The following is a 23,121-nucleotide window of genomic DNA, read 5'->3' as shown; positions in this document are numbered from 1 at the left end:
CACCCTTCGTCACCCACGCGTGTCAGTCCACGCGGAAATTGTCGCAATTTGTCGCTATAGCTCACTTGCTAGGCGAAAATCGCCACGCTCTGCATCTGCTCCGCGATCGGCTGGCCGTCGGCGTTCCAGATCATCATTTCCTGGCTCGAGCTACCGCCCTTCGCATAATCGGCGTTGGTGCGGAGCAGCCACCAGCCGTCGGTGGTCGCCGGTTGCGGGCCGAGCACGTTGAGTTGCCACGTCATCGAACTGCACGGCGCGGGGCCGCCGACCAGCTTCAGCGCGGCGGGCGGCAGGCAATCGGCGATCGCGACCAGCTCGACCATCGGATCGAGTCCCGCGCGGTCCTGCAGCCGCACCCAGCGGAGCCATTCGGTCGGGCCGACGGTCGCGTCGCGGCGGTCGAGCAGCTCGAAATTCTGAATGAAGAAGTTGGAGTTCTCGCCCTTGTATGTTTGATCGTCGGGACCGGGACGCGCGAAATCGGGCGGCGATCCGACCTGATGATCGACCTTCGATTCGACCGCGCTCATGAACACGAAGGTCGCGCGCAGGCCGAGACCCGCCTCGCTTTCGACGTCGGCCTGGATGAATGCGGCGTTGCGCCCGCGGCGCAGCTTGCTCGCGCGGATCGTGACGGCGCCCGACAACGGCCCGATGAACGCGACGAGCGCCGAGCGCAGCGGCGGCAGGTCGGACTCCACCTGTTGCGCGGCGTGCAGCGCCAGCGCCGCCGACAGCCCGCCGTAACTCGTCCGCCCTTGCAGCCAAGTGTCGGGGATCGCGCCCTTCCACCCGCCGTCGACCGGCTCGAGCGCGTCGATGATCGCTTTCAAACTCTGCATCAGCCCCCCTGAGTCAGCCGGTCGCGCAACTCGCGCTTCAACACCTTGCCGATCGCGCTCCTCGGCAGCTCGTTGATCGCGTGGAGCGCCGACAGCCGCTGCGTCTTGCCGAGCTGGGCGTTGGTCCACGCCATGATCTCGGCCTCGCTCGCGTTCACACCCGTATCGGGCACGTAGAAGCCGACCGGGGTTTCGCCCCACGCTTCCGACGGCACGCCGATCACGGTGCAGTCGTGCACCGCCGGATGTGTTTTAAGCACCGCCTCGATATCGACCGGATAGACGTTGAACCCGCCCGAGATGATCAGATCCTTCTTGCGGTCGAGCAAAATGAGAAAACCGTCCTCGTCGAACCGCCCGATGTCGCCGTGGCGGATGAAGCGGTTGCCCTCGCTGTCGTACCATTCGGCATCGGCGGTGGCTTGCCGGCGGCCGTGATAGCCGGTCATCATCGCGGGCGAGCGGCCGACGACCTCGCCGACCTCGCCCTGCGGCACTTCGTTGCCCTCGTCGTCGATCAGCCGCATGTCGTGGCCGGCGAGCGGCTGGCCGACGGTGTGGAGCTTGTCGGGATGCTCGGTCGCGTTGAGCCCGGTCGATGCGCCGCCCTCGGTCATCCCGTAGAATTCGATCAGCACGCCCGGCCAGCGCGCGAGCACATCGGCCTTGAGCGCGGGCGCGAACGGCGCGCTGGTCGAGGTCTTGAGACGGAAGCTCGACAGGTCGAAGCTGTCGAAATCGGGCAGGCCCATGATCCGCTGATACTGCACCGGCACCAGCATGGCGTGCGTCGCGCGGTGCTTTTCCGCGAGCTCGAGGAAACGCCGCGCGTCGAACTTCTTCATCAGCACCGACGTGCCGCCCCAACCAAGCGTCGGGAGGAAGCTGACCAGCGTCGTGTTCGAATAGAGCGGGGTGGAGTTCATCGTCACCGCCTCACCATACCCGCCCGCCGAATTGCGCCCGATATGCGCCCAGCGCATCGCGTGGCTCTGGACGATCCCCTTGGGCGTGCCGGTGGTTCCCGACGAATAGATGATGTTGAATCCGTGACTCGGGTCGATCGTCACCGGCGCGGACTTGGCGCCCTCGGGAGCGAGCCAGTCGTGGAATGCCTGCGTGTCGAGCCGAACCTGCTTCGCCGCGATGTCCTGGCCCGCGATCGCGGTGGCGTTGTCGCCGTCGACGAACACAATCGGCGCGCCGCAATCCTCGATCATCGCGGCGAGCGATTCCGGGGTCGAGCTCGGCGCCAAGGGCGCGGCGACGCATCCGGCGCGGAGCGTGCCGAGGAACACGGCGGCATATTCGACCGAGGCCGAGGCGATGATCGCGACCGATTGGCCCTGCTCGACGCCGTCGCGCTGCAACGCCGCGGCGATGCGATCCATCAGCGCGTCGAGCTCGGCATAACTCAGGATCGTATTGTCGTCGGCGACCGCCGTCTTGCCGCCGCGCTCCTTGCCATGTTCGCGGATGATGTCGGGCAGCGTCGCGAAATCGGAGGTCAGGAGATCGGCCGCGCTCATGCCAATCCGCTAGGCGAAGCGCCGCCCGAATGCCATACGCCAAATTCGAAAACGAGAATCGGGAGCGGAAATCAATGCTGTTCTTCAACACCGGAAATCCGGCACCCAATCCGCGCCGCGTCCGCATCTTCGCCGCCGAAAAGGGGATCGAGCTGCCGACCAAGCAGGTCGAAATCTTCAAGCGCGAGCACAAGTCGCCCGAATATCTGGCGATCAACCCGATGGGCCAGACCCCGTCGCTCCAGCTCGACGACGGGAGCGTGATCACCGAAAGCGTGTCGATCTGCCGCTACCTCGATCACCTTCATCCTAAACCCCCGATGTTCGGTGCGGACGCGCGTGAGGCCGCCGAGATCGACCAGATGATCCGCCGCGCGGAAATGCGGCTGATGACGCCGATCGGGATGGTGTGGGTTCACACGCACCCGCTGACCGCGAAGGTCGTGCCGCATCAATATACCGAGTTCGGCGAGAGCAACCGCCCACGGATCGACCATGTCATGCGCGAATTCGACACGGTCCTCGCCGACCGAGCGTTCCTGGCGGGCGATGCCTATTCGATGGCCGACATCGTGCTGCTGACAACGATCGATTTCGGCAAATTCATCGGAGTCGAGATGCCCGACGAAGCGCTGCATCTGAAGGCGTGGCACGAGCGCGTGTCGGCACGACCGAGCGCCAAGGCATGAGCACGGGGTTTGAAGGCCGCGTCGCGATCGTCACCGGGGGCGGCACCGGCATCGGCGCGAGCGTCGTGCGGATGCTCGCTGAGCGCAGGGTGCGGTGTGTGGTCAACTATGCGTCGAGCAAGGACGATGCCGAGACGGTCGCGGCGGCGGCTGGCAACGGCGCGATCGCGGTACAGGCGGATATCGTCGAGGACGCCGCGTGCCGCGCGCTCGCCAAGGCCGCGACCGATGCGTTCGGGCGGATCGACTTCCTGGTCAACAACGCCGGTCGCACCAAGTTCGCCAACCACGAGGATCTGGACGCGCTCGACGCCGAGGATTTCGTCGACATCTACCGCCTCAACACGATCGCCGCGTTCCAGATGGTGCGCGCCTGCGCCCCGGCGATGCGCGCGCAGGATGCGTCCGCCGTGGTCAACGTCGCCAGCGTCGCGGGCATGTTCGGAATGGGGTCGTCGGTCGCCTATGCCGCGTCGAAGGGCGCGCTGATCACGATGACCAAGAGCCTCGCGCGGGTGCTCGCGCCGGCGGTCAGGGTCAACGCGGTGGCGCCGGGTTATGTCGGGACGGGGTGGTTCGAGAAACGATTGGGCGCCGAAGGGTTCGAGAAGCTTAACGCCAACATCGCCAGCCGCGTGCCAATGGGATTCGCGACGGGACCCGACGAGATCGCCGCGCCGATCGTCCACCTGCTCGACCCGTTGAGCCGCGCGATCACCGGCGAAGTCACGCTGATCGACGCCGGCGGCCACCTCGACATGGCGCTGACCCGGCGGCCGGGCAAGGAAGGCTAGGGCGCGGTCTCGACGTTGCTCGCATCGTCGACATAGCGCAACGGCTGCAGCCGGAACGCGATGATCAGCGCGGCACTCCCGATCAGCGCCCCGGCGACGACGAACGCCAGCCCGTCGAACCCGTGCGCCGCGCCGAACGCCAGGCTCTGCGCCGCGATCAGCGGCCCCAGGATCTGCGCGACCGAGTTCATGCTGCCGATCCCGCCCTGCAACGCGCCCTGTCGCGTCGCATCGACCATTCGGGACAGGATGCCCTGCATCGCCGGCCAGCCCATCTGGCCGAGACACCCGCCGAGGAACAGCACGTAGACCTGCCACCCCGCCGTCACGAAACTCAGCGCGAACAGATTGAGCGTGCCCGCGGTCAGCGCGACGATCGCGGTCTTGCGCTCGCCGATCGCCTTGATGAAGCGCTGCGTCACGAACGCCTGCACGATGACGCTGCCCAGCCCGACCCAGGCGAGGCTGAGCCCGATGTCCTTCGGGCCCCAGCCGAGCCGGATCGCGCCCCAGAACGACCAGACCGCGGGGTAGACGATCCCGCCGACCTGCCACAGGAACCAGGCGAGCAGCAGCGGTGCCGCGTTGCCCGCGGCAAACAGCGGCTTGAACGACCCGATCACGTGCGCGTCGCGCAGGTGGAACGGACGGCGGTTCTCGCGCTTGTGCGTTTCGGGGAGGAACAGGATCATCGCGATCGCATTGGTGCCCGCAAGAACCGCGGCGAGCAGGAACGGCATCCGCGTGCCGTAATCGGCGACCAATCCGCCGAGCGCGGGGCCGATAATGAAGCCGATCCCGAACGCCGCGCCCAGCCAGCCGAACGCCCCCGCGCGCTTTTCGGGCGGCGTCACGTCGGCGATCACCGCGCCTGCCGGCCCGAAGATCGCGCCCGCGGTGCCCGCGATGATCCGCCCGACGAACAGCCACCCCAGCGTCGGCGCCCACGCCATCAGCGCATAGTCGAACGAGAAGGCGACCATCGACGCGATCAGCACGACGCGGCGGCCATAGGCGTCGCCGAGATTGCCGAGCACGGGCCCGGCGAAGAATTGCGCGACGGCGAACGACGCGAGCAGCCAGCCGGCGATGCGCGTCGCCTCGGTCAGATTCATGTGGCCGAGTTGCGTCACCAGCCCCGGCAATACGGGCATGACGACGCCGAAGCCGATCACGTCGATGACGGCGGCCGCGAGCACGATCGGCACCGCGCGATGGTCGAAACGAATCATATCATCCCCCGGTCGGCCACTCGAAGGTTACGAAAGTCACCGGACGCGCGCTTTGAAATGCGATGAACCGAACGACGAACGGCCAGCACTTCGGCAACCGTGTCACAAGTCGCGGCCAGTAGGACAGCGAAAAAATGCGGAAGCGCTACGCGCCGCGCCGCTTCCCGCCATTCTTGAGCGCCTCGCGCTGGCTCAACCCGCTCAACCGGTCGGCGTTCGCGGCGACGTAGCGCGCGACTTCGTCGGGGTCGGTCCAGGCATATTGCCGAAGCGCCCAACCGATCGCCTTGCGCAGGAAGAACTGGGAGCGGCCGATCGACGGCTCGATGCAGGTGTAGAGCAGGTCGAGATCGGTCGCGGCCTTGGCGGGCACCTGGCAGATGATCGCGCTTCGCCGTTTCCACATGTCGGCGTCGGTCGACCAGCCGAGCATCGCCTTGCGCATCGCCGCGCGGTCGTTCTGCAGGATCGTCCACAGCCGGTGCGTCGCGATCTCGTCGACATGGTCCCACCACGCGCCGGTGACGATCATCTCCTCGTACATCGGCAGCGCGTCGATCGTGTGGAAGCGCCGGGCGGATTTGAGTGCGGCGAGCTCGACCGCGGCATAGCGTTCCTCGCGGAACGTCGCGCCGCGCCACAGCGCCAGCACGTCGGTTTGCCACGCCGCGGCGTCGGGCCACTCGATCCCGGCGAACACCGCTTTCAACGCCGCGCGCCGCGGCACGGTCGAGACGCCGAGATAGGGCATCTCCGACTTCATATACGCCTGCATCGCCGGCGCCCGCGCGGGGTCGGCGACGACCTGCAGTGCTCGGCGGACACGGTCGGGGAGCGATCCGGTGGTCATACGGTCGAAGTTACGCCGGTTTTTCCTGAGACGTAAATATCTTGACCCGCGCCATACGCATACCGCAGGTTCGAAACCCGGAGTCGGCAAAGCCGACCAGCGGGAGAGAGCGGGATGGCGGCGACGGTGGCGTCAGACGATGTGGTGCGTGGTGCGAGCATGCCGGCGGGCGCCGCCGTGCCCAAGATGGGGGTGCTCACCTGGCTGGCCTACGGCGTCGGCGCGGTCGCGCCTGGGGTAAAGGGTGGGGCGTTCACCACCTTCCTCCTTTTCTACTACAGCCAGGTCGTCGGGGTGCCCGCGACGATCGTGTCCGGGGCAATCGCGTTGACGCTGTTCGTCGATGCCTTTTCCGACCCGTTCATCGGCCGCTGGTCGGACGTCACGCGCAGCCGCTGGGGGCGGCGGCACCCGTTCATGTACGGGTCGATCGTCCCCGTCGCCTTGTTCTTCACGCTCACCTGGTTCCCGCCCGCGGGACTCGGCCACGCGGCGATGGGCGTATGGATCTTCGTCACCGCGGCGCTGACCCGCATGTCGCTCAGCGCGTTCGAGATCACGGGCAACGCGCTCGCCCCCGAACTGACCGACAGCTACAGCGTGCGGACCGGGCTGTTCTCGATCCGCTACTGGTTTGGTTATGCCGGGGCGTATCTGTTCAGCGCGATCAGCCTCGCGACCTTCTTCGCGTCGACGCCCAAATATCCGCGCGGCCAGCTCAACCCCGCGGGCTACCCGCCATTCGCGCTGACCAGTGCCGCGCTGATCGCGGCCGTGATCCTGATCAGCGCGCTCGGCACGCATAGCCGCATTCCCTATTTGCGACAGAGCACGACCACGCCGCGGACCGGCGCGTTCACGCACCTGCGCGAGATGTTCCGGTCGTTCAGCAACCGCGGCTTCCTAACGATCTTCGGGTTCGGTGTGTTCAAGTACAGCGCGATCGGGCTCTACACGGGGATCAACCTGTTCTTTGGGACGTATCTGTGGAAGCTCAACGGCGGGCAGCTCGCCTTCCTGACGCTCGGCGGCATTGTGGCGGCGACGATCGCCGCGCCGCTCGCTCCGGCCGCGGCGCATTATATGGGCAAGCGCACCGCCGCGATGGTGTTCGCGATCCTGGGCGTCGCCTGGGGGCTGACGCCGCTGTTCCTCGCGCTCAATCATATGTTCCTGACGCCGGGCGACCCGCGGCTGATGCCGACCTTGTTCTTCATCGATTCGACCTATGGCGCGATGGTCGCGATCTCGCTGATCAGCACCTCGGCGATGCTGGCGGACGTCGTCGAGGATTCGGCGGTACGCACCGGGCGGCGCGATTCGGGGACGTTCTTCGCCGCGTCGAGCTTCATGATGCAATGCTCGACCGCGATCGGGATTTTCCTGACAGGGCGCATCCTCGCCTGGTCGCATTTCCCCGACAAGCCGGCGCCGGGCACGGTCACCGGCGACATGGTGCGCAGCCTGCTGGTCCATTACATCCCGACCTCGATGGGGCTGTGGACGATCGGCGCGCTGATCCTGTGCTTCTACCCGATCACACGCCAGCGGCACGAGGAGAACCTCGACATCCTGCGCGCGCGCGAAGCAGAGGCGATCGCGCTCGAGCAAGCGAACCTGCCGGTCGGCGGGCCGTTGCGCTGAAACTCGGGATTGACGCGCGGACAGCCGTACCGCATCTTCAAATCATGGAATAGATACCGCGCCCAGGCGCGCGATAGGAGAGCATCGATGGCGACCTTGGCCGAACCGCAAACAAGCGCGGACCCGCTCGACGATTTCCGTGCCGAGGTGCGCGATTTCCTTGCCGCGAATTTCCCGCCGTCGCTGAAGGGCAAGGGCAACGCGCTCGCCAGCGTCGAAGGGCCGACCAGCGAAACGCCGGAGATGACGGCGTGGCGCGAGGCGATGGGCGCTAAGGGTTGGGGCGTGCCCACCTGGCCGAAGGAATATGGCGGCGGCGGGCTGAGCAAGGCGCAGGCGCGCGTGCTGGCTGACGAGATGGCGCGGGTCGGGGCGTGGAACCCGATCGGCGGGATGGGCGTGATGATGTTCGGCCCGACGCTCTTGGAGTACGGCTCGGAAGCGCAGAAGCACGAGCATATCCCGGCGATCGCCAAGGGCGAGATCCGCTGGTGCCAAGGCTATTCGGAACCCAACGCCGGGTCCGACCTCGCCAACCTCCAGACCTTCGCCGAGGACAAGGGCGATCATTATCTCGTCAACGGCCAGAAGACCTGGACCAGTGGCGGGCAATGGGCCGACAAATGCTTCTGCCTGGTGCGCACCGACAAGTCCGACAAGCACAAGGGCATCAGCTTCCTGCTGATCGACATGACCGCGCCGGGCGTCGAGGTGAAGCCGATCAAGATGATCAGCGGCATGTCGCCGTTCTGCGAGACGTTCTTCACCGACGTGAAGGTGCCCAAGGGCAATCTGGTCGGCGAGGAAGGGCAGGGTTGGACGATCGGCAAGCGCCTGCTCCAGCACGAGCGCACCAACCTGTCGGGCGGCGGGTCGCGGCTGCAGATGTCGGGGCCGAGCCTTGCCGATCTCGCCAAGAAGTTCGTCGGCGAGGAGGATGGCAGGATCGCCGACCGCGACTTGCGCGCGCGGATTGCCAAATGGGAGATGGACTGGCGCGCATTTCAGCTCACCGCGATGCGCGTGATGGCCGAATCGAAGGCGGTCGGAGGGGTCAGCGAAGTGTCGTCGATCCTCAAGACCGTCGGCACCAAGCTCGGCCAGGAACGCGCCGAATTGATCATCGAGATCGAGGGACTGCAGGGGCTCGGCTGGGAAGGCGAGGGGTTCACTTCCGAAGAACTCCACAACGTCCGCGCCTGGCTCTTCGGCAAGGCGACGACGATCTATGGCGGATCGACCGAGGTCCAGAACAACATCATCGCCAAGCGCATCCTCGGGATGCTCGACCACCAATAATCGCGTCAGCGCCAACGACTTTACGGGAAGAATTCGACATGGCCGTACTCAGCGAAGAACAGACGATGCTGCGCGACATGGCGCGCGAATGGACCAGCAACGAAAGCCCGGTGAATGCATGGCGCAAGGTACGCGACGCCGACGAGGCGGCGGGGTTCGATGCGTCGGTCCATGGTGAAATGGCGCAGATGGGCTGGTCGGGGATCATCGTTCCCGAAGCCTATGGCGGATCCGATTTCGGCTGGCTCAGCCTGGGGCTGGTGATCGAGGAGCTCGGTAAGACGGTAACGGCGAGCCCGCTCGCGGCGTCCGCCGCGGCGGCGTCGGCGATCATCCTCGGCGGAAGCGAAGAACAGAAGGCGAAGTGGCTGCCCAGGATCGCCAGCGGTGAGATCGTCGCTGCGCTCGCGATCGACGAAGGGCCGCGGCACGACCCGGCGGGCATCAAGGCGAGCGTCTCGGGCGGAAAGCTCAGCGGGGCCAAGGCGTTTGTCGCGGAAGGCGACAGCGCGGGGCTGTTCGTCGTGGCCGCAACGGACGGCCTGTATCTCGTCGCCGGCGACGCGGCGGGGGTGTCGCGTTCGCGCCGGCACCTCGCCGATTTCCGCAGCCATGCCGAAATCACCTTCGACGGCGCCGTGGCCGACAAGCTCACGGGCGGCGGAGCCGATCTGCTCGACAAGGTGCTCGACCGCGCGCGCGTGCTCGCGGCGGCCGAGATGCTCGGATTGGCGGGGCAGGGGTTCGAGACGACGCTCGCCTACCTCAAACAGCGCGTCCAATTCGGGCAAGTGCTCGCCACCTTCCAGGCGCTCCAGCACCGCATGGCGAACCTGTTCAGCGAAATCGAATTGATGCGCTCGGCGGTCGAGGCGGGACTCGCGGCGGTCGACAGTGGCGGGGACACGCGTCAGGCCGCGCTGCTCGCCAAGGTCAAGGCGAACGAGGTCGGCCATTTGATGAGTCGCGAGATGATCCAGCTCCACGGCGGGATCGGAATGACCGACGAATATGACGCGGGCTTCTACCTCAAGCGGATGCGCGTGCTCGAGGCGATGTGGGGCAACACCTCGGCGCTGCGCGACCGTTTCGCGACGCTCAACGGCTATTGATCGCGCGGAGCACTCATTCGGCGCTGAAATTTGTGATTCCGGTATCGGGTTTGGCCTGATCCGGGACCATAAGCCAATGACATTTCCGCCACACACCGAGACAGATGGCGATTTGCAACGCGAAGAACGCTTGACGTAGCGGAAATCGCAGTGCCTATTCGATTTCCGGGTATGGTGCCGTCAAGCGCACTGGCTCGTTGGGGAGAGGCTCATGATCAAGACACAGCTGCTTTGCGCGTGCGCGGCGTCGGTACTGGCGATCGCGGCAACACCGGCCATGGCGCAGACCGCGCCCGCAGCAGGCGACACCACCGCCGACTCGCAGGACAATGGCAAGGACATCGTCATCACCGGCTCGATCATCCGCGGTACGCCCGAGGATGCGGCGCTGCCGGTCAACGTCATCGGCGCGGCCGATCTGGAGAAGCAGGGCTCCCCGTCGGCGGTCGAGCTCTTGAAGGCCTTGCCGACCTCCAGTGGCGTGCTCGGCGATTCCAACCAGTTCGACAGCCGCTCGCAGGGCGCCGAAGGCATCGCCACCGCCAATCTACGCGGCCTCAGCCCGCAACGCACGCTGGTGCTGCTCAACAACCGCCGTCTGGTCACCGCCGGCAACGGCGTACCGTCGGTCGATATCAACCTGATCCCCTCGGCCGCGATCGGCCGGATCGAAGTGCTCAAGGACGGCGCCGCCGCAACCTACGGCTCCGACGCGATCGCGGGCGTCGTCAACTTCATCACGCGCACCGACCAGGAGGGTTTCCGCGCGGCGGGGAGTTACAAATTCGTGCGTGGGTCGGATGGCGATATCGATGCATCGCTGAGCTACGGCCATGTCGGTGACAATTGGCGCTTCCTCGCGGCCGTCAGCTTTGCGAAGCGCGGCGAATTGTCGGTACGCGACCGGCCGTATCTGACCAAGCCGTATACCGAAAACCCGCAGGGTGGCTGGACCGGCGGCGGCAATCCGGCGACCTTCCTCGGCATCGCCGCGAGCGGCGCGCCGACCACCGCACTGATGGCTGACACCAGCTGCGCTCCCCTCGGGGGCTATGTCGGGGCGAACGGGCGCTGCTACAATCAATATACCAAGTTCGATAACCTCGCCGATCTCGAAAAGCGCGGCACCGCGTTCGTCGATTTCGAGGTCGATCTGTCGAGCAGCACCAAGTTCGAGATGACCGCGCTGTACGGACGCAGCACCGTCCCGCACTATCTGACGTCGCCGTCGTACCTGCTGACGCAGTCGCCATCGATCATCGCGCTCGGCGGGACGAACCCGACGCCGTTCGTGACCGGCTTCTACGTTCCCGCGAGCAACCCGGGTTTTATCGCCTATCGTGCGGCGAACCCGACGCTGTTCCCGGCAACGACCACCGGCGCGGTGTTTCCGCTGCTGCTGTTCCGTCCCTATCTGGCGGGGGGCAATCCTTCGACGTTGGGCGACCCCGATGAGCCGGGGTCGGCACGCGGCATGCGCAAGTCGGAATCGACTCGCATCACCGCCGAACTGTCGGGCAAGCTCGGCAGCGACATCGACTGGAGCGTCTCCGGCACGTATCATGATTATTATCGCTACATCGACGGTTACGACGAATACGGCGATCGTGTTCAGCTGGCGTTGCGCGGCCTCGGCGGTCCGAACTGCAACTATCTGACGGGCACGCCGGGGGTCGGCGGCTGCATGTACCTCAACCCGTTCGGCAACGCCGTCGTCGCTGGCGCGGTCAACGGCACGACCAATCCGCAGGGTAACGCGGCGCTCGCCAACACGGCTGCGCTGGCCAACTGGATATTCGTCAAGGGCACTACCCAAGTCGAATCGCAGCTGTTCGTGGCGGACGCTTCGATCAGCGGCAGCACCGGGCTCAAGCTGCCCGGCGGTGCGATCCAGTTCGGCGTCGGTGCGCAATATCGCTACAACAAGTTCAGCACCGTCTACGGCAACAACAACAATATCCTGACCAACCCGTGTCGCGATTCCTCGATCACCGGCAACCAGAATCCGGCAGCTTGCGCACCAACCGCGTCGCCGGTCGGGCCGCCGAGCGCACCCAACGGCGCGTTCGGATTTCTCGGCACCGGCCGCAACTCGTACCAGCGTGGCGGCAACTACGCGGTGTACGGCGAACTCCAATTACCGGTGTTCGACACGCTCAACGTTCAGCTTGCCGCGCGGTATGAGGATTATGGCGGGGGCGTCGGATCGACCTTCGACCCGCAAATCCGTGCGCGCTGGCAGGTGACCGACTGGCTCGCGGTGCGTGGCGGTTTCGGAACCACCTTCCGTGCGCCGACGCTGGCCAACATCACCACCGGCTTCGTGACCTCGTTGCAGCTGATCGGGTCGACCTTCACCCCGGTCGACGTCAACGGAAATCCGTCGCTCAAGCCCGAAAAATCGAAGAACTATTCGGCCGGGCTGCTGCTCAAGTTCGGCGGCTTCCATGCCAGTGTCGACTACTTCCGCTACGACCTGTCGAGCGTGATCGTGTCCGATCCATTGGCGGCGATGGTGGCGACGCTGTTCCCGGCGGGCGCCCCCAATACCTGCGCGACCAACCCGACGCTGGCCGACCGGTTCACCTTCACCACCGGGGCGGGCCATGCCGGATGCTCGGCGGCGACCACCGTCGCGCAGATTTCACGCGTCAACACGTTCCTCCAGAACGGCGCGACCCAGTCGAACTCCGGTATCGATTTCAGCGCGGAATATCGCACCAGCCAGTTCCTTGGGTCGAACTTCCGGTTCGGCGTGGGCGTGGATGCGACCTATACGATCCATAACCGGATCAGCGCGATCTCGGTCGCCGGGGTGAAGGTCGCCAATCCGTTCGACGGTGTCGGACTGCTCAACTACCAGTCGACGCTGTATCCGCTGCCCAAGTGGAAGGGGCAGGCGTTCGTCGATCTCGGCTCCGGCCCGGTCGATGCGCGCGTGACCGTCTATTACACGGATGGTCTGCACGACCAGCGTTTCGACACGAAGAGCGGCCCGTTCGCGCCCGACGCGTCGTTGCGCAATCCCGACGGGACGATCCCGGCGACGCCGATCTCGCTGCTGACGGGGGCCGACATCAAGAGCTTCCTGACCACTGACTTCAACTTGCAGGTCAAGCTGCCGTGGAACGTCGTGCTGACGGGCACCGTGATCAACATCTTCGACACCAAGGCGCCGTTCGCGCGCGAAGACTACAATTACGAGCCGTTCATCGGCAATCCGTTCGGCCGCGAGTTCAAGATCGGCGCCTCGGTAAAGTTCTGACCGATGACGGATTGACGCCTTTATCGGCCCCGCCGCGCCCATCGGCGCGGCGGGGCCTTGTTTTGGTACTCGCGTAGAAAGGGACCGCGTTGTCCTCCCCGACCAGCCTCCCCGAAGTTCAGGCCACGTTCGTCGCCAGAAGGCGCGGGCTGACGCTCCTCTTGCTCACCTTCGCCTATTTCTTCAGCTACATGGACCGCCAGATCCTCGCGATCCTGAACGAAGACATCATTCGCGACCTGCACCTCAACGATTTCCAAATGGGGATCATCGCGGGGTTCGCGTTCGCCATCTTCTACGCCGGGCTGGGATTGCCCGTCGCGTGGCTCGCCGATCGGTACAACCGCGTGCGCATCATCGCCGCGGCGCTCGCGATCTGGAGCGCGTTCACCGCGGCCGGCGGGCTGGCGATGAGCTTCTGGCAATTGCTCGGCGCGCGGATCGGCGTCGGGATCGGCGAGGCGGGGTCGAGCCCGCCGAGCCATTCGATCATCGCCGACCTCTATCCGCCCGAAAAGCGCACCAGCGCGATGGCGACCTATTCGCTCGGCGTCGGGTTGGGCGCGGCGATCGGCACGACGATCGGCGGCACCGTCGCGACCTTCTACGGCTGGCGCGCGGCGATGTACGTGATCGGGTTGCCGGGCCTCGTACTCGCGCTGATCATCTGGGCCGTCGTGCCCGAGCCCAAGCGCGGGCTGTCCGACGCGCAGATCGCGATGGACACCGCCAAGCCGCGGATCATCGACAGCCTAAAGGGCCTGATCAAGACCCGCGCGGCGCTTCACCTGATCATGGGGTTCACGCTGACGTCGATGATCGGATATGGCCAGACGGCGTTTGGCCCGAGCTATCTGCAGCGCTCATTCGGCTACACCAAGCTCGATATCGCCTGGATCGTCGCGCCGATCGCCGCCGTCGTCATCCTTGCCGGCGCGCTCGGCAGCGGGCGGGTTGCCGACCGGCTGGGGCAAAAGAAGGGGCTGTACGCGCAATCGCTGATGGTCGCGGTGTTCAAGACATGTGCGCTGCCGTTCACCGTACTGTTTTTCTCGGCGTCGAACTCGACCGTCGCACTCGGCGCTTATCTCGCGTCGCTGTTCTTCACGAGCTGCTATCTCGGCCCGACCTTTTCGCTGATCCAGGGACAGGCGCCGGTCAAGCAACGCGCGATGTGGGCGGCGATCACGCTGCTGATCAACAATCTGATCGGGCTGGGGCTGGGGCCGCCGTTGGTGGGGGCCGTGAGCGTGATGCTCAAACCGCATTTCGGCGCCGAATCGCTCCGCTACGCGATGTTCATCCTCGCCGCGATCACGCCGTGGGCGATCTTCCACTATTGGCGGGCGGGCGTGCTGCTCAGCCGGACCGAGCGGTTCGGGAAGGTGGCGACAGCCTAACCCGCCGCCGCGCGATCGTCGAACAGCCCGAACGCGAGGGTCGACGCGTACATCGCCACCGCTTGTTCGCGCGGCATCGTGCTCGCCCATTTGCGCATGTCGAACGCGGCGTTCTGGAGCGCCATCAGCGATTGGCTGACGATCAGCGGGTCGACCGCGCGGATCGACCCCTCGGCGGCGCCGTCCGAGAGCATCCCGGCATAGCGTCGCGCGATGCGGTTCGATCGGTCGATCATCGAATTGCGCACCGGGCGCGGCAGGCCGGTCAGCGCGGTCGTGCGCAACAGCGGGCCACGCACCGAGAATTGCACGTCGAGCAACGTCGCGATCACGCTCGACAGCCGGTGCCACCAATCGCCGCCCGCCGCCTCGCCGGCCTGCTGCACCTCGATGATCGTGTCGAAGCTGCGCTTGTAGCATTCGATCACCAGGTCGTCCTTAGCGTCGAGGTGGTGGTAGAAGCTACCCTTGGTGACGTTGAGCTCCGACGCGATGCGCTGAACGCTCGCCCCGCGATAGCCAAGTTCGTTGATCAGCCGCGTCGCCGCACGCAGGAACGCCTCGCGTCCCGGCTCGGCTTCCCCGTGCTCGATGTCGAGCATCGTCGGCGCCCATTTGGCGCCCTTGGTCGCGATGCCGTGGCGGAACATGTCCATCAGCCGGGCCTCGACGCGCTCGAACTGGTCGAGGTCGTAGCGGTTGATCCACGCGGGGATCCAGAAGGTATTCTCGAGCAGCACGTGCGCGCGCGCGCCGTTCAGGTCCTTCTGCCGCCCTTGCGCGCCTTCGCCCCACAGCGCGCGCGTCCGGCGGAAGATGTCGCGCCAGCCGGCCATCAGCCGGCCGAGCATCGGCTCTTCCATCGCGCGCAGATCGCTCAATCCCGCGAGCGCGCGCTCGTCATGCTCGCGGATGCGGGCGAAGCGGCCCATGTTGAGCGAGAGGTATTTGGCGACGCGCGCTTCGGGCGTGGGCTCCGCCTGCGCCTCGTCGAGCATGTCGCCCAAGGTCAGCAGCGTGTGTTCGAAGCACGCCTGCGCCAAGTCTTCCTTGCGCTTGAAATAATAGGTCACGCTGGTGGTGTTGAGTCCGACCCGGCGCGCGACGTCGGCGAAGGTCATGCCCTTCGCGCTCTGTTCGTTGATCGCTTCCGAGGCCGCCGCCAGGATCGCGTTGCGTTTTGCGCGGAAGCGCTTGGTTCCGGTCGCTTCTTCCGCTTCGATCGTGTCACTTTGCCCCATGATGCGAAGCTTAACAGCTTCGACGGTCAGGGCTAGCGGTTTTGCGTAACGGAATGTGGCATTTTCCTATCTCGCGCGGATCGCCGCAAAGAGGAAATCCATGGCTTTACCGAATGTGCGGTATGGTCTAGCCGAGTCCGCGACAGCCACAGGAGAGAGTCAAAATGGACTTCACGTTGAGCGAGCGCGAGACCTATTTCCGCGACCGGGTGAAGGCCTTTATCGACAAGGAGATCCGCCCGCGCCACGACCAATATCTGAAGGCCGCGAAGGCAGGCGAGCGCTGGGGCGTCAACCCGGTGATCGAGGTGGTCAAGGAGATCGCCAAGGCGCAGGGGCTGTGGAATTTCTTCATGCCGCCGCATTCGGGGCAGGTGCATGTCGACGACAGTTTCGAGTTCGAAGGGACGCAACTCACCAACCTCGAATATGCACTCTGCGCAGAGGAGATGGGCAAGCTCGGCTGGGCGTCCGAGTGCTTCAATTGCTCGGCGCCCGACACCGGCAACATGGAGGTCCTTCATCGTTACGGTACGCGCGACCAGAAGGAGCAATGGCTCAAGCCGCTGATGGACGGCAAGATCCGCTCGGCCTTCCTGATGACCGAGCCGGCGGTCGCCTCGTCCGACGCGACCAACATCGAAACCAGCATGGTGCGCGACGGCGACCATTACGTCATCAACGGGCGGAAGTGGTGGTCTTCGGGCGTCGGCGACCCGCGCTGCGCGGTGGCGATCGTTATGGGCAAGACCAATCCCGACGCCAAGCGTCATGCCCAGCAAAGCCAGATTCTGGTGCCGCTCGACGCCCCCGGCGTGAAGATCGAACGCATGCTTTCGGTTTATGGGTATGATCACGCGCCCCACGGGCACGGCGAAGTATCGCTGACCGACGTGCGCGTGCCTGTCGAGAATCTGCTGCTCGGCGAAGGCCGCGGATTCGAAATCGCGCAGGGCCGGCTCGGCCCGGGGCGAATCCACCATTGCATGCGCACGATTGGCGTAGCGGAGACGGGGATCGAGGCGATGGCCAAGCGGCTGTTGTCGCGTGTCGCGTTCGGCAAGCGCATCGCCGACCATTCGATCTGGGAACAGCGTGTCGCGCGCGCGCGGATCGATATCGAGATGACGCGCCTCCTGTGCCTCAAGGCCGCCGACATGATGGACAAGGCGGGCAACAAGTCGGCACAGCAGGAAATCGCGATGATCAAGGTGCAGGCGCCCAACATGGCGCTGCAAATCCTCGACGACGCGATCCAGGCGCACGGCGGCGGCGGCGTGTCGAGCGATTTCCATTTGGCGAGCGCGTGGGCGAGCATGCGGACTTTGCGCTTCGCGGATGGGCCGGACGAAGTGCACAACCGCGCGATCGCGCGCAACGAGTTCGGGAAATACGCCGATTACAAGGCCGACATCGCGTCGAGCGGGGATATCGGGGTGAGCCGCTGAGATGAAGGCAGCCGTATTGTTCGAGCCGAAAAAGCCGCTCGAAATCTGTGACGTCGATGTAGCGAAACCGGGTGCACACGAGGTGCTGATCCGCACCGTCGCGTGCGGGGTGTGCCGGTCCGACCTGCACTTCGTCGACGGTGCATACCCCACGCCGCTACCGGCGATCCCAGGGCACGAGGCGGCGGGGATCGTCGAGGCGGTCGGTGAAGAAGTCCGCACGGTGAAGGTCGGCGATGCGGTCGTCACCTGCCTCTCGGCGTTCTGCGGGCATTGCGAGTTCTGCGTCAGCGGCCGGATGGCGCTGTGCATTTCGAGCGACGTCAAACGCGCGAAAGACGCGGCGCCGCGGCTGACGATGAACGGCCAGCCGGTGCATCAGATGCTCAACCTGTCGGCCTATGCCGAGATGATGCTCGTCCACGAGCATGCCTGTGTCGCGATCGACCCCGACATGCCGCTCGACCGCGCGGCGCTGCTCGGCTGCGCGGTGACCACGGGGGCGGGGGCGATCTTCAATTCGACCGACGTGACGCCCGGCGAGACGGTGTGCGTGGTCGGGTGCGGCGGCATCGGGCTCGCCGCGGTCAACGCCGCCAAGATCGCCGGCGCGGGCAAGGTCATCGCGCTCGATCCGGTGCCGGAAAAGCGCGCGCTGGCGGAAAAGCTCGGCGCGACGCACAGCTACGACGCGCTGGGCGAGCATGTCGTCGCGGAGGTGGTCGAGCTGACCAAGGGCGGGGTGCACCACGCGATCGAAGCGGTCGGGCGCGAGGCGTCGGCCGACACCGCGGTCAAGGTGCTGCGGCGCGGCGGCACGGCGACGATCCTCGGCATGATGCCGCTCGGCAGCAAGGTCGGGCTGTCGGCGCTCGACCTGCTCGGGTCGAAGAAGCTGCAGGGGGGGCTGATGGGCGGCAACCGCTTCCCGGTCGACATCCCGCGGCTGGTCGATTTCTACCTGCGCGGACTGCTCGACCTCGACACGATCATCGCCGAGCGGATGCCGCTGGCCCGCATCAACGATGCGTTCGACGAACTGCGCAAGGGCGACGCCGCACGCAGCGTGATCGAGTTCGCCTGATGAGTGACGACGCACCCAAGACGATCGAAGTGGCTGGGAAGGATCGGCTCGACCTCGATAAGCTTGGGGCGTGGATGCAGGCGAACGTCGAGGGGTTCGCCGGGCCGCTCAGCTACACCAAGTTCGCGGGCGGCCAGTCCAACCCGACTTACAAGATTGAGGCGCCGTCGGGGCAATATGTCCTGCGCCGCAAGCCGTTCGGCAACCTGCTCCCCTCCGCACACGCAGTCGACCGCGAATATCGCGTGATCGCCGGGCTCTTCCCGACTGGCTTCCCGGTTGCGCGACCCTATGGCTTGTGCACCGATCCGGATGTGATCGGCACCGACTTCTACGTCATGGGCTTCGCCGACGGGCGCAACCTGTGGGACGGGACGCTGCCCGATTACGCGCCCGAAGAGCGCACGGGTATCTACAACGCGATGTGCGACACGCTCGCCGCGCTCCACAACACCGATTACGTCGCGGCGGGGCTGTGCGAATACGGCAAGCCGGGCAATTATTTCGAGCGCCAGGTCGCGCGCTGGACCAAGCAGTATAAGCTCGCCGAAACCGAGCATATGCCCGCGGTCGAGAGCTTGATCGATTACCTCCCGCGTACGATCCCCGAACAGACGCGCACGTCGGTGGTGCACGGCGATTACCGCATCGACAACATGATGTTCCACAAGACCGAGCCGCGCGTGATCGCGTTGCTCGACTGGGAATTGTCGACGCTCGGCGATCCGCTGGCGGATTTCAGCTATTTCCTGATGTCGTGGGTGACCAAGCCCGAGGGACGCTCCGGCGTCGAGGGCGTAGCGGGCGGCGACAGTGGCATCCCGACGATCGACGACATGGTCGCGCGGTATTGCGCCGCAACCCGGCGCGACGGGGTGCCCGATCTCAACTGGTATTTCGCCTATAACCTCTTCCGCCTGACCGGGATCGTTCAGGGCATCAAGAAGCGAATCGTCGAGGGCACGGCATCGTCGGCACAGGCGGAGAAATCGGCAGCGAACGTGTACCGGCTGGCGGACTCGGCCTGGGCCTTCGCGGAAAAGGCGGGGGCGTGAAACTGGGGAGAGTGCCATGTCGCTGTTCGATCTGACCGGCAAGGTCGCGGTCATTACCGGATCGTCGAAAGGAATCGGGAAAGCCTCCGCGTTCGAGCTCGCGGAGCACGGCGCGAAGGTCGTCATCTCCAGCCGCAAGCAGGATGCGTGCGACGCGGTCGCCGCGGAGATCAACGGTAAGTACGGCGAGGGCACCGCGATCGCCGTCGCGGCGAACATCTCCGACAAGGCGGCGTTGCAGAACCTCGTCGACGAAACCCGCGCCGCGTTCGGGCGGATCGACGTGCTCGTCTGCAACGCCGCGTCGAACCCTTATTACGGCCCGCAAGCCGACATCACCGATGAGCAATTCCGCAAGATCCTCGACAACAATATCGTCTCCAACCATTGGCTGATTTCGATGGTCGTTCCCGAAATGCGCGAGCGCAGGGACGGATCGGTGATCATCATCTCGTCGATCGGCGGCCTGCGCGGCTCGACCGCGATCGGCGCCTATTGCGTGTCGAAGGCGGCGGACATGCAGCTCGCGCGCAACCTCGCGCACGAATACGGGCCCGACAACGTTCGCGTGAATTGCATCGCGCCGGGCCTGGTCCGTACCGATTTCGCCAAGGTGCTGGTCGACGATCCCAAGCGGCAGGAGGCAGCGAGCCGATCGGTCCCGCTGCGCCGCATCGGCGAGCCGGAGGATATCGCCGGCGGCGTGGTGTTCCTCGCATCGAAGGCCGCCGCCTTCACTACCGGGCAGGTAATCGTAATGGATGGGGGAGTGACGATTTGATGGCACGTTTCACCGACAAGTCGATCATCGTCACCGGCGCCGGATCGGGCATCGGCCGCGCCACCGCGTTGTTGTTCGCGCGCGAGGGCGGACGCGTCGTGGTGGCGGACAAGACCGATGGCGCGGATGCCACCGCGAAGACGATCACCGACGCCGGCGGCACCGCGGTCGCGATCCAGATGGATGCGGGGCTGGAGGAGGACGTGATCCGCACTGTCCAACTCGCGGTCGATCGCTTCGGCGGGCTCGACATCATCTTCGCCAATGCGGGGATTTCGGGCGGAATGGCGAACATCTTCGACACCGACGTCGCGCTGATCACCGAAGTGCTCCGCGTGAACCTGATCGGGCCGTATCTGGCGATCAAGCACGCCGCGCCGAGGATCGCCGAGCGCGGCGGCGGGGCGATCGTGCTGACCGCGAGCGTCGCGGGCATCCGGTCGGGCGCGGGATCGCCGGCCTATTCGGCGTCGAAGGCGGGGGTGATCAACCTCGCCAAGACGTCGGCGCAGCAGCTCTCCGGATCGAACGTCCGCGTCAACGCGATCTGCCCCGGGCTGACCGAGACGGGCATGACCAAGCCGACCTTCGATTATGCGCGCGAAGCGGGGAAGATGGACCGCGTCGGCCGCCTCAATCCCTTGCGCCGCGGTGCGCAGCCCGAGGAACTGGCCGAGGTCGCCGCCTTCCTCGCCTCCGATGCCGCGAGCTACGTCAACGGCCAGGCGATCGCGGTCGATGGTGGGCTGTCGTCGAGTCACCCGGTGACCAAGCAGGAATATGGGCGGACGGCGGTTTAAGCCCGCGGCTCGCGCTTGCGGATCAAGCCTTCCTGCGCGACGCTCGCGACCAGCCGCCCGTTGCGCGTGAAGATGCTCCCGCGGTTCATGCCGCGGCCGTGCCCGGCCCACGGGCTGTCCATCGCGTAGAGCAGCCAGTCGTCGGCGCGGAAATCCTCGTGGAACCACATCGAATGGTCGAGGCTGGCGGTCTGCATCCCCGGCGTCATCCAGTTGACCCCGTGTGGCATCATGCTCGTCGCCATCAGCCCCATGTCGCTGGCGTACGCCAGGATCGCGCGGTGCATCGCGGTATCGTCGCCGAGCGGGGCGAGTGCCTTGATCCAGCTATAGGTCACCGGGTCGCGCGCGACGGGCGAGAACCAGTTGCGCGGATGGAGCGGGCGGACATCGATCGGGCTGGCCCAGCGCAGGAACCGCGCGCGGTGCTCCTCGGGCATGTGCTGCGCCGCTTCGACGCGGAGTTCGCTTTCGGACTTGAGCTCTTCGGGCGGCGGGATGTCGGCGGGGAAGGCGTCCTGGTGGTGCAGCCCGCCCTCGGCGATCTGAAAGCTCGCCGCCATGTTGAGGATCGGCTGGCCGTTCTGCGTCGCGATCACACGCCGCGTCGCGAAGCTCTTGCCGTCGAAATCGCGCACCACGCGGTACACGATCGGCAGCGCATCATCGCCCGCGCGCATGAAATAGGCGTGGAGCGAGTGCGCGTCCTTGCCCTCGGTCGAGCGCTGCGCCGCCTGCAGCGCTTGGCCGATCACCTGGCCGCCGAACACGCGCCCGCGCCCGCCGGGCAGCTTCATCCCGCGATACAGATCGGTGTCGAGCTCCTCGACGTCGAGCAGCGTGACGAGGCCCGCGACGAGTTCCTCGGGCGAGCGTTTGCGGGGGGCGGGGTCTTCTTCGGCCATCAGTAACCGGCGTTACGCGCCAATTTGTCGGCATGGAAGTTCGCATCGCCGAACATCTCGGCAAGCACGCGCTGGCGCTTCATATAGAAGCCGATGTCGAACTCGTCGGTCATCCCGATCCCGCCGAACATCTGGACGCCCTCCTGGACGGCGAGCATCGTCGCGAGGCCCGCCTGCGCCTTGGCGACCGAGACGGCTTCGTCGGCGCGATCAGATGCGCTATCGAGCATCTGCTGGGCGCGAAGCGTGGCGGCGCGGGCGACCTCCATCTCGCTGTAGAGGTGCGCGGCGCGGTGCTGGAGCGCCTGGAAGCTGCCGATCAGGACGCCGAACTGCTTGCGCTGCTTGAGGTAGTCGACCGTCATATCCATCGCGCCGCCGCCGACGCCGAGTAGTTCGGATGCGGCGCCGGTGCGGCCCGCACGCAACAGGCGATCGAGCGGGTCGCGCCCAGCGTCGACTTCGCCGATCACCGCATCGGCGGTGACTTCGACGCCGTCGAACTCGAGCCGCGCGGCGAGGCTTGAGTCCGCCAGCCGTTCGGCCTCGGCCGTGAGGCCGACGGCGCCCTTGTCGACCGCGAACAGCGTCACGCCGTCTTGGTCATCGGCCGCCCCGGCGGTACGCGCGGCTACTATGATCAGGTCGGCGACATGGCCGTGGGTGACGAACTGCTTCCTGCCCGACAGCTTGAACCCGTTGCCCGATCGCTCGGCCTTGAGCGCGACCGAATCGCGGAACTTGGCTGCCTCGTCGATCGCCAACGCCGCCACGGTCTCGCCCGCCAGGATACCTGGGAAATATTTGCCCGCCTGCGCGGTGCCCTTGAGCGCTTCGACCGCGGCGACAGCGGTGGCAAGGAACGGGGAGGGGGAGAGGTTGCGCCCGATCTCCTCCAGCACCACGCCCGCCTCGACATGGCCGAGGCCGAGCCCGCCATCGTCCTCGCCAATCAGGATGCCGGTGAAGCCCATCTCGGCAAATTGTTTCCACAGGTCGCGCGAAAAGCCGGTCGCGTCGTTGGTGTCGCGTAAGCCCCGCATATGCTTGACCGGCGCATGTTCGGCGACGAAATCCCTCGCCGTGTCGCGCAGCATCGCCTGTTCGTCGTTCAGATACAAAGGCATATGAGTCTTTCTTGTTCGTCT

19 protein-coding genes are annotated in these 23,121 nt (G+C 66.0%); 12 read left to right on the top strand and 7 right to left on the bottom strand.

Annotated elements, in window-relative coordinates; all coding sequences use genetic code 11:
* Positions 1 to 68 precede the first annotated feature (68 nt).
* Positions 69 to 845: a thioesterase family protein gene (locus E7773_RS12545; protein WP_293991785.1), complete on the bottom strand. Its 777-nt coding sequence runs from the start codon at positions 843 to 845 to the stop codon at positions 69 to 71.
* Positions 845 to 2,374 (bottom strand): class I adenylate-forming enzyme family protein, encoded by a 1,530-nt coding sequence (locus E7773_RS12540; RefSeq protein ID WP_293991783.1) that lies wholly within the window; start codon positions 2,372 to 2,374, stop codon positions 845 to 847. The genes E7773_RS12545 and E7773_RS12540 overlap by 1 nt, the downstream gene beginning before the upstream one ends.
* Before the next feature lie 74 nt (positions 2,375 to 2,448).
* Between E7773_RS12540 and E7773_RS12535 the strand changes: the two genes are divergently transcribed.
* Positions 2,449 to 3,063: a glutathione S-transferase family protein gene (locus tag E7773_RS12535; protein ID WP_293991781.1), complete on the top strand. Its 615-nt coding sequence runs from the start codon at positions 2,449 to 2,451 to the stop codon at positions 3,061 to 3,063.
* The gene (locus E7773_RS12530; protein ID WP_293991779.1) at positions 3,060 to 3,857 is read left to right on the top strand and encodes an SDR family oxidoreductase; all 798 of its coding nucleotides are present in this window, start codon (positions 3,060 to 3,062) and stop codon (positions 3,855 to 3,857) included. Before E7773_RS12535 ends, E7773_RS12530 begins: the two co-directional genes overlap by 4 nt.
* Here the strand turns inward: E7773_RS12530 and E7773_RS12525 are convergent.
* Positions 3,854 to 5,089 carry a TCR/Tet family MFS transporter gene (locus E7773_RS12525; protein WP_293991778.1) on the bottom strand — a complete coding sequence of 412 codons (1,236 nt, stop codon included), beginning with the start codon at positions 5,087 to 5,089 and terminating at the stop codon, positions 3,854 to 3,856. The two genes, E7773_RS12530 and E7773_RS12525, sit on opposite strands and share 4 nt — an antisense overlap.
* Positions 5,090 to 5,234: 145 nt before the next feature.
* Complete coding sequence (locus tag E7773_RS12520) at positions 5,235 to 5,939, bottom strand: DNA alkylation repair protein (RefSeq protein WP_293991777.1); 705 nt, start codon at positions 5,937 to 5,939, stop codon at positions 5,235 to 5,237.
* Positions 5,940 to 6,053: 114 nt separating this feature from the next.
* On the opposite strand from E7773_RS12520, the gene E7773_RS12515 reads away from it, so the two are divergent.
* From E7773_RS12515 to E7773_RS12495, 5 genes are all read left to right on the top strand, one after another.
* Positions 6,054 to 7,583, top strand: a complete 1,530-nt coding sequence (locus E7773_RS12515; protein WP_293991775.1) for an MFS transporter — start codon at positions 6,054 to 6,056, stop codon at positions 7,581 to 7,583.
* 87 nt (positions 7,584 to 7,670) lie between these two features.
* Complete coding sequence (locus E7773_RS12510) at positions 7,671 to 8,882, top strand: acyl-CoA dehydrogenase family protein (protein WP_293991773.1); 1,212 nt, start codon at positions 7,671 to 7,673, stop codon at positions 8,880 to 8,882.
* A 38-nt stretch (positions 8,883 to 8,920) separates the two neighbouring features.
* Positions 8,921 to 9,994 carry an acyl-CoA dehydrogenase family protein gene (locus E7773_RS12505; RefSeq protein WP_293991769.1) on the top strand — a complete coding sequence of 358 codons (1,074 nt, stop codon included), beginning with the start codon at positions 8,921 to 8,923 and terminating at the stop codon, positions 9,992 to 9,994.
* Between the two features lie 211 nt (positions 9,995 to 10,205).
* On the top strand, positions 10,206 to 13,259 hold the full coding sequence (locus E7773_RS12500; protein ID WP_293991767.1) for a TonB-dependent receptor: 3,054 nt from the start codon (positions 10,206 to 10,208) through the stop codon (positions 13,257 to 13,259).
* Positions 13,260 to 13,348: 89 nt separating this feature from the next.
* A complete protein-coding gene (locus tag E7773_RS12495; RefSeq protein ID WP_293991765.1) occupies positions 13,349 to 14,659 on the top strand; it encodes an MFS transporter in 1,311 nt (436 codons plus the stop codon).
* Here the strand turns inward: E7773_RS12495 and E7773_RS12490 are convergent.
* Positions 14,656 to 15,900 (bottom strand): TetR/AcrR family transcriptional regulator, encoded by a 1,245-nt coding sequence (locus E7773_RS12490; RefSeq protein ID WP_293991763.1) that lies wholly within the window; start codon positions 15,898 to 15,900, stop codon positions 14,656 to 14,658. The two genes, E7773_RS12495 and E7773_RS12490, sit on opposite strands and share 4 nt — an antisense overlap.
* Positions 15,901 to 16,064: 164 nt before the next feature.
* Here E7773_RS12490 and E7773_RS12485 point away from each other — a divergent pair, with 164 nt between their 5' ends.
* The 5 genes from E7773_RS12485 to E7773_RS12465 are packed head-to-tail and all read left to right on the top strand — an operon-like array spanning position 16,065 to position 21,068.
* Complete coding sequence (locus tag E7773_RS12485; protein WP_293991760.1) at positions 16,065 to 17,348, top strand: acyl-CoA dehydrogenase family protein; 1,284 nt, start codon at positions 16,065 to 16,067, stop codon at positions 17,346 to 17,348.
* A gap of 1 nt (position 17,349) precedes the next feature.
* On the top strand, positions 17,350 to 18,432 hold the full coding sequence (locus E7773_RS12480; RefSeq protein ID WP_293991757.1) for a Zn-dependent alcohol dehydrogenase: 1,083 nt from the start codon (positions 17,350 to 17,352) through the stop codon (positions 18,430 to 18,432).
* Positions 18,432 to 19,487, top strand: a complete 1,056-nt coding sequence (locus E7773_RS12475; RefSeq protein WP_293991755.1) for a phosphotransferase family protein — start codon at positions 18,432 to 18,434, stop codon at positions 19,485 to 19,487. Before E7773_RS12480 ends, E7773_RS12475 begins: the two co-directional genes overlap by 1 nt.
* Before the next feature lie 16 nt (positions 19,488 to 19,503).
* Positions 19,504 to 20,268: an SDR family oxidoreductase gene (locus tag E7773_RS12470; protein WP_293991753.1), complete on the top strand. Its 765-nt coding sequence runs from the start codon at positions 19,504 to 19,506 to the stop codon at positions 20,266 to 20,268.
* The gene (locus E7773_RS12465) at positions 20,268 to 21,068 is read left to right on the top strand and encodes an SDR family oxidoreductase (RefSeq protein WP_293991751.1); all 801 of its coding nucleotides are present in this window, start codon (positions 20,268 to 20,270) and stop codon (positions 21,066 to 21,068) included. Before E7773_RS12470 ends, E7773_RS12465 begins: the two co-directional genes overlap by 1 nt.
* Here E7773_RS12465 and E7773_RS12460 read toward each other — a convergent pair.
* Positions 21,065 to 21,973 (bottom strand): acyl-CoA thioesterase II, encoded by a 909-nt coding sequence (locus tag E7773_RS12460; RefSeq protein WP_293991748.1) that lies wholly within the window; start codon positions 21,971 to 21,973, stop codon positions 21,065 to 21,067. The genes E7773_RS12465 and E7773_RS12460 overlap by 4 nt on opposite strands.
* Positions 21,973 to 23,100, bottom strand: a complete 1,128-nt coding sequence (locus E7773_RS12455) for an acyl-CoA dehydrogenase (protein WP_293991745.1) — start codon at positions 23,098 to 23,100, stop codon at positions 21,973 to 21,975. Before E7773_RS12455 ends, E7773_RS12460 begins: the two co-directional genes overlap by 1 nt.
* Positions 23,101 to 23,121 lie beyond the last annotated feature (21 nt).

Source organism: Sphingomonas sp. (assembly GCF_004799495.1).
Taxonomy (GTDB): domain Bacteria; phylum Pseudomonadota; class Alphaproteobacteria; order Sphingomonadales; family Sphingomonadaceae; genus Sphingomonas.
The sequence above is the reverse complement of the archived record's forward strand: the minus strand, read 5'-3'. Positions and strand labels throughout refer to the sequence as shown.

Bases quoted from the DNA above. Each gene is read 5' to 3' on its own strand.
- E7773_RS12545 (WP_293991785.1), bottom strand. From the start codon at position 845: ATGCAGAGTTTGAAAGCGATCATCGACGCGCTCGAGCCGGTCGACGGC.
- E7773_RS12540 (WP_293991783.1), bottom strand. From the start codon at position 2,374: ATGAGCGCGGCCGATCTCCTGACCTCCGATTTCGCGACGCTGCCCGAC.
- E7773_RS12535 (WP_293991781.1), top strand. From the start codon at position 2,449: ATGCTGTTCTTCAACACCGGAAATCCGGCACCCAATCCGCGCCGCGTC.
- E7773_RS12530 (WP_293991779.1), top strand. From the start codon at position 3,060: ATGAGCACGGGGTTTGAAGGCCGCGTCGCGATCGTCACCGGGGGCGGC.
- E7773_RS12525 (WP_293991778.1), bottom strand. From the start codon at position 5,089: ATGATTCGTTTCGACCATCGCGCGGTGCCGATCGTGCTCGCGGCCGCC.
- E7773_RS12520 (WP_293991777.1), bottom strand. From the start codon at position 5,939: ATGACCACCGGATCGCTCCCCGACCGTGTCCGCCGAGCACTGCAGGTC.
- E7773_RS12515 (WP_293991775.1), top strand. From the start codon at position 6,054: ATGGCGGCGACGGTGGCGTCAGACGATGTGGTGCGTGGTGCGAGCATG.
- E7773_RS12510 (WP_293991773.1), top strand. From the start codon at position 7,671: ATGGCGACCTTGGCCGAACCGCAAACAAGCGCGGACCCGCTCGACGAT.
- E7773_RS12505 (WP_293991769.1), top strand. From the start codon at position 8,921: ATGGCCGTACTCAGCGAAGAACAGACGATGCTGCGCGACATGGCGCGC.
- E7773_RS12500 (WP_293991767.1), top strand. From the start codon at position 10,206: ATGATCAAGACACAGCTGCTTTGCGCGTGCGCGGCGTCGGTACTGGCG.
- E7773_RS12490 (WP_293991763.1), bottom strand. From the start codon at position 15,900: ATGGGGCAAAGTGACACGATCGAAGCGGAAGAAGCGACCGGAACCAAG.
- E7773_RS12485 (WP_293991760.1), top strand. From the start codon at position 16,065: ATGGACTTCACGTTGAGCGAGCGCGAGACCTATTTCCGCGACCGGGTG.
- E7773_RS12480 (WP_293991757.1), top strand. From the start codon at position 17,350: ATGAAGGCAGCCGTATTGTTCGAGCCGAAAAAGCCGCTCGAAATCTGT.
- E7773_RS12475 (WP_293991755.1), top strand. From the start codon at position 18,432: ATGAGTGACGACGCACCCAAGACGATCGAAGTGGCTGGGAAGGATCGG.
- E7773_RS12470 (WP_293991753.1), top strand. From the start codon at position 19,504: ATGTCGCTGTTCGATCTGACCGGCAAGGTCGCGGTCATTACCGGATCG.
- E7773_RS12465 (WP_293991751.1), top strand. From the start codon at position 20,268: ATGGCACGTTTCACCGACAAGTCGATCATCGTCACCGGCGCCGGATCG.
- E7773_RS12460 (WP_293991748.1), bottom strand. From the start codon at position 21,973: ATGGCCGAAGAAGACCCCGCCCCCCGCAAACGCTCGCCCGAGGAACTC.
- E7773_RS12455 (WP_293991745.1), bottom strand. From the start codon at position 23,100: ATGCCTTTGTATCTGAACGACGAACAGGCGATGCTGCGCGACACGGCG.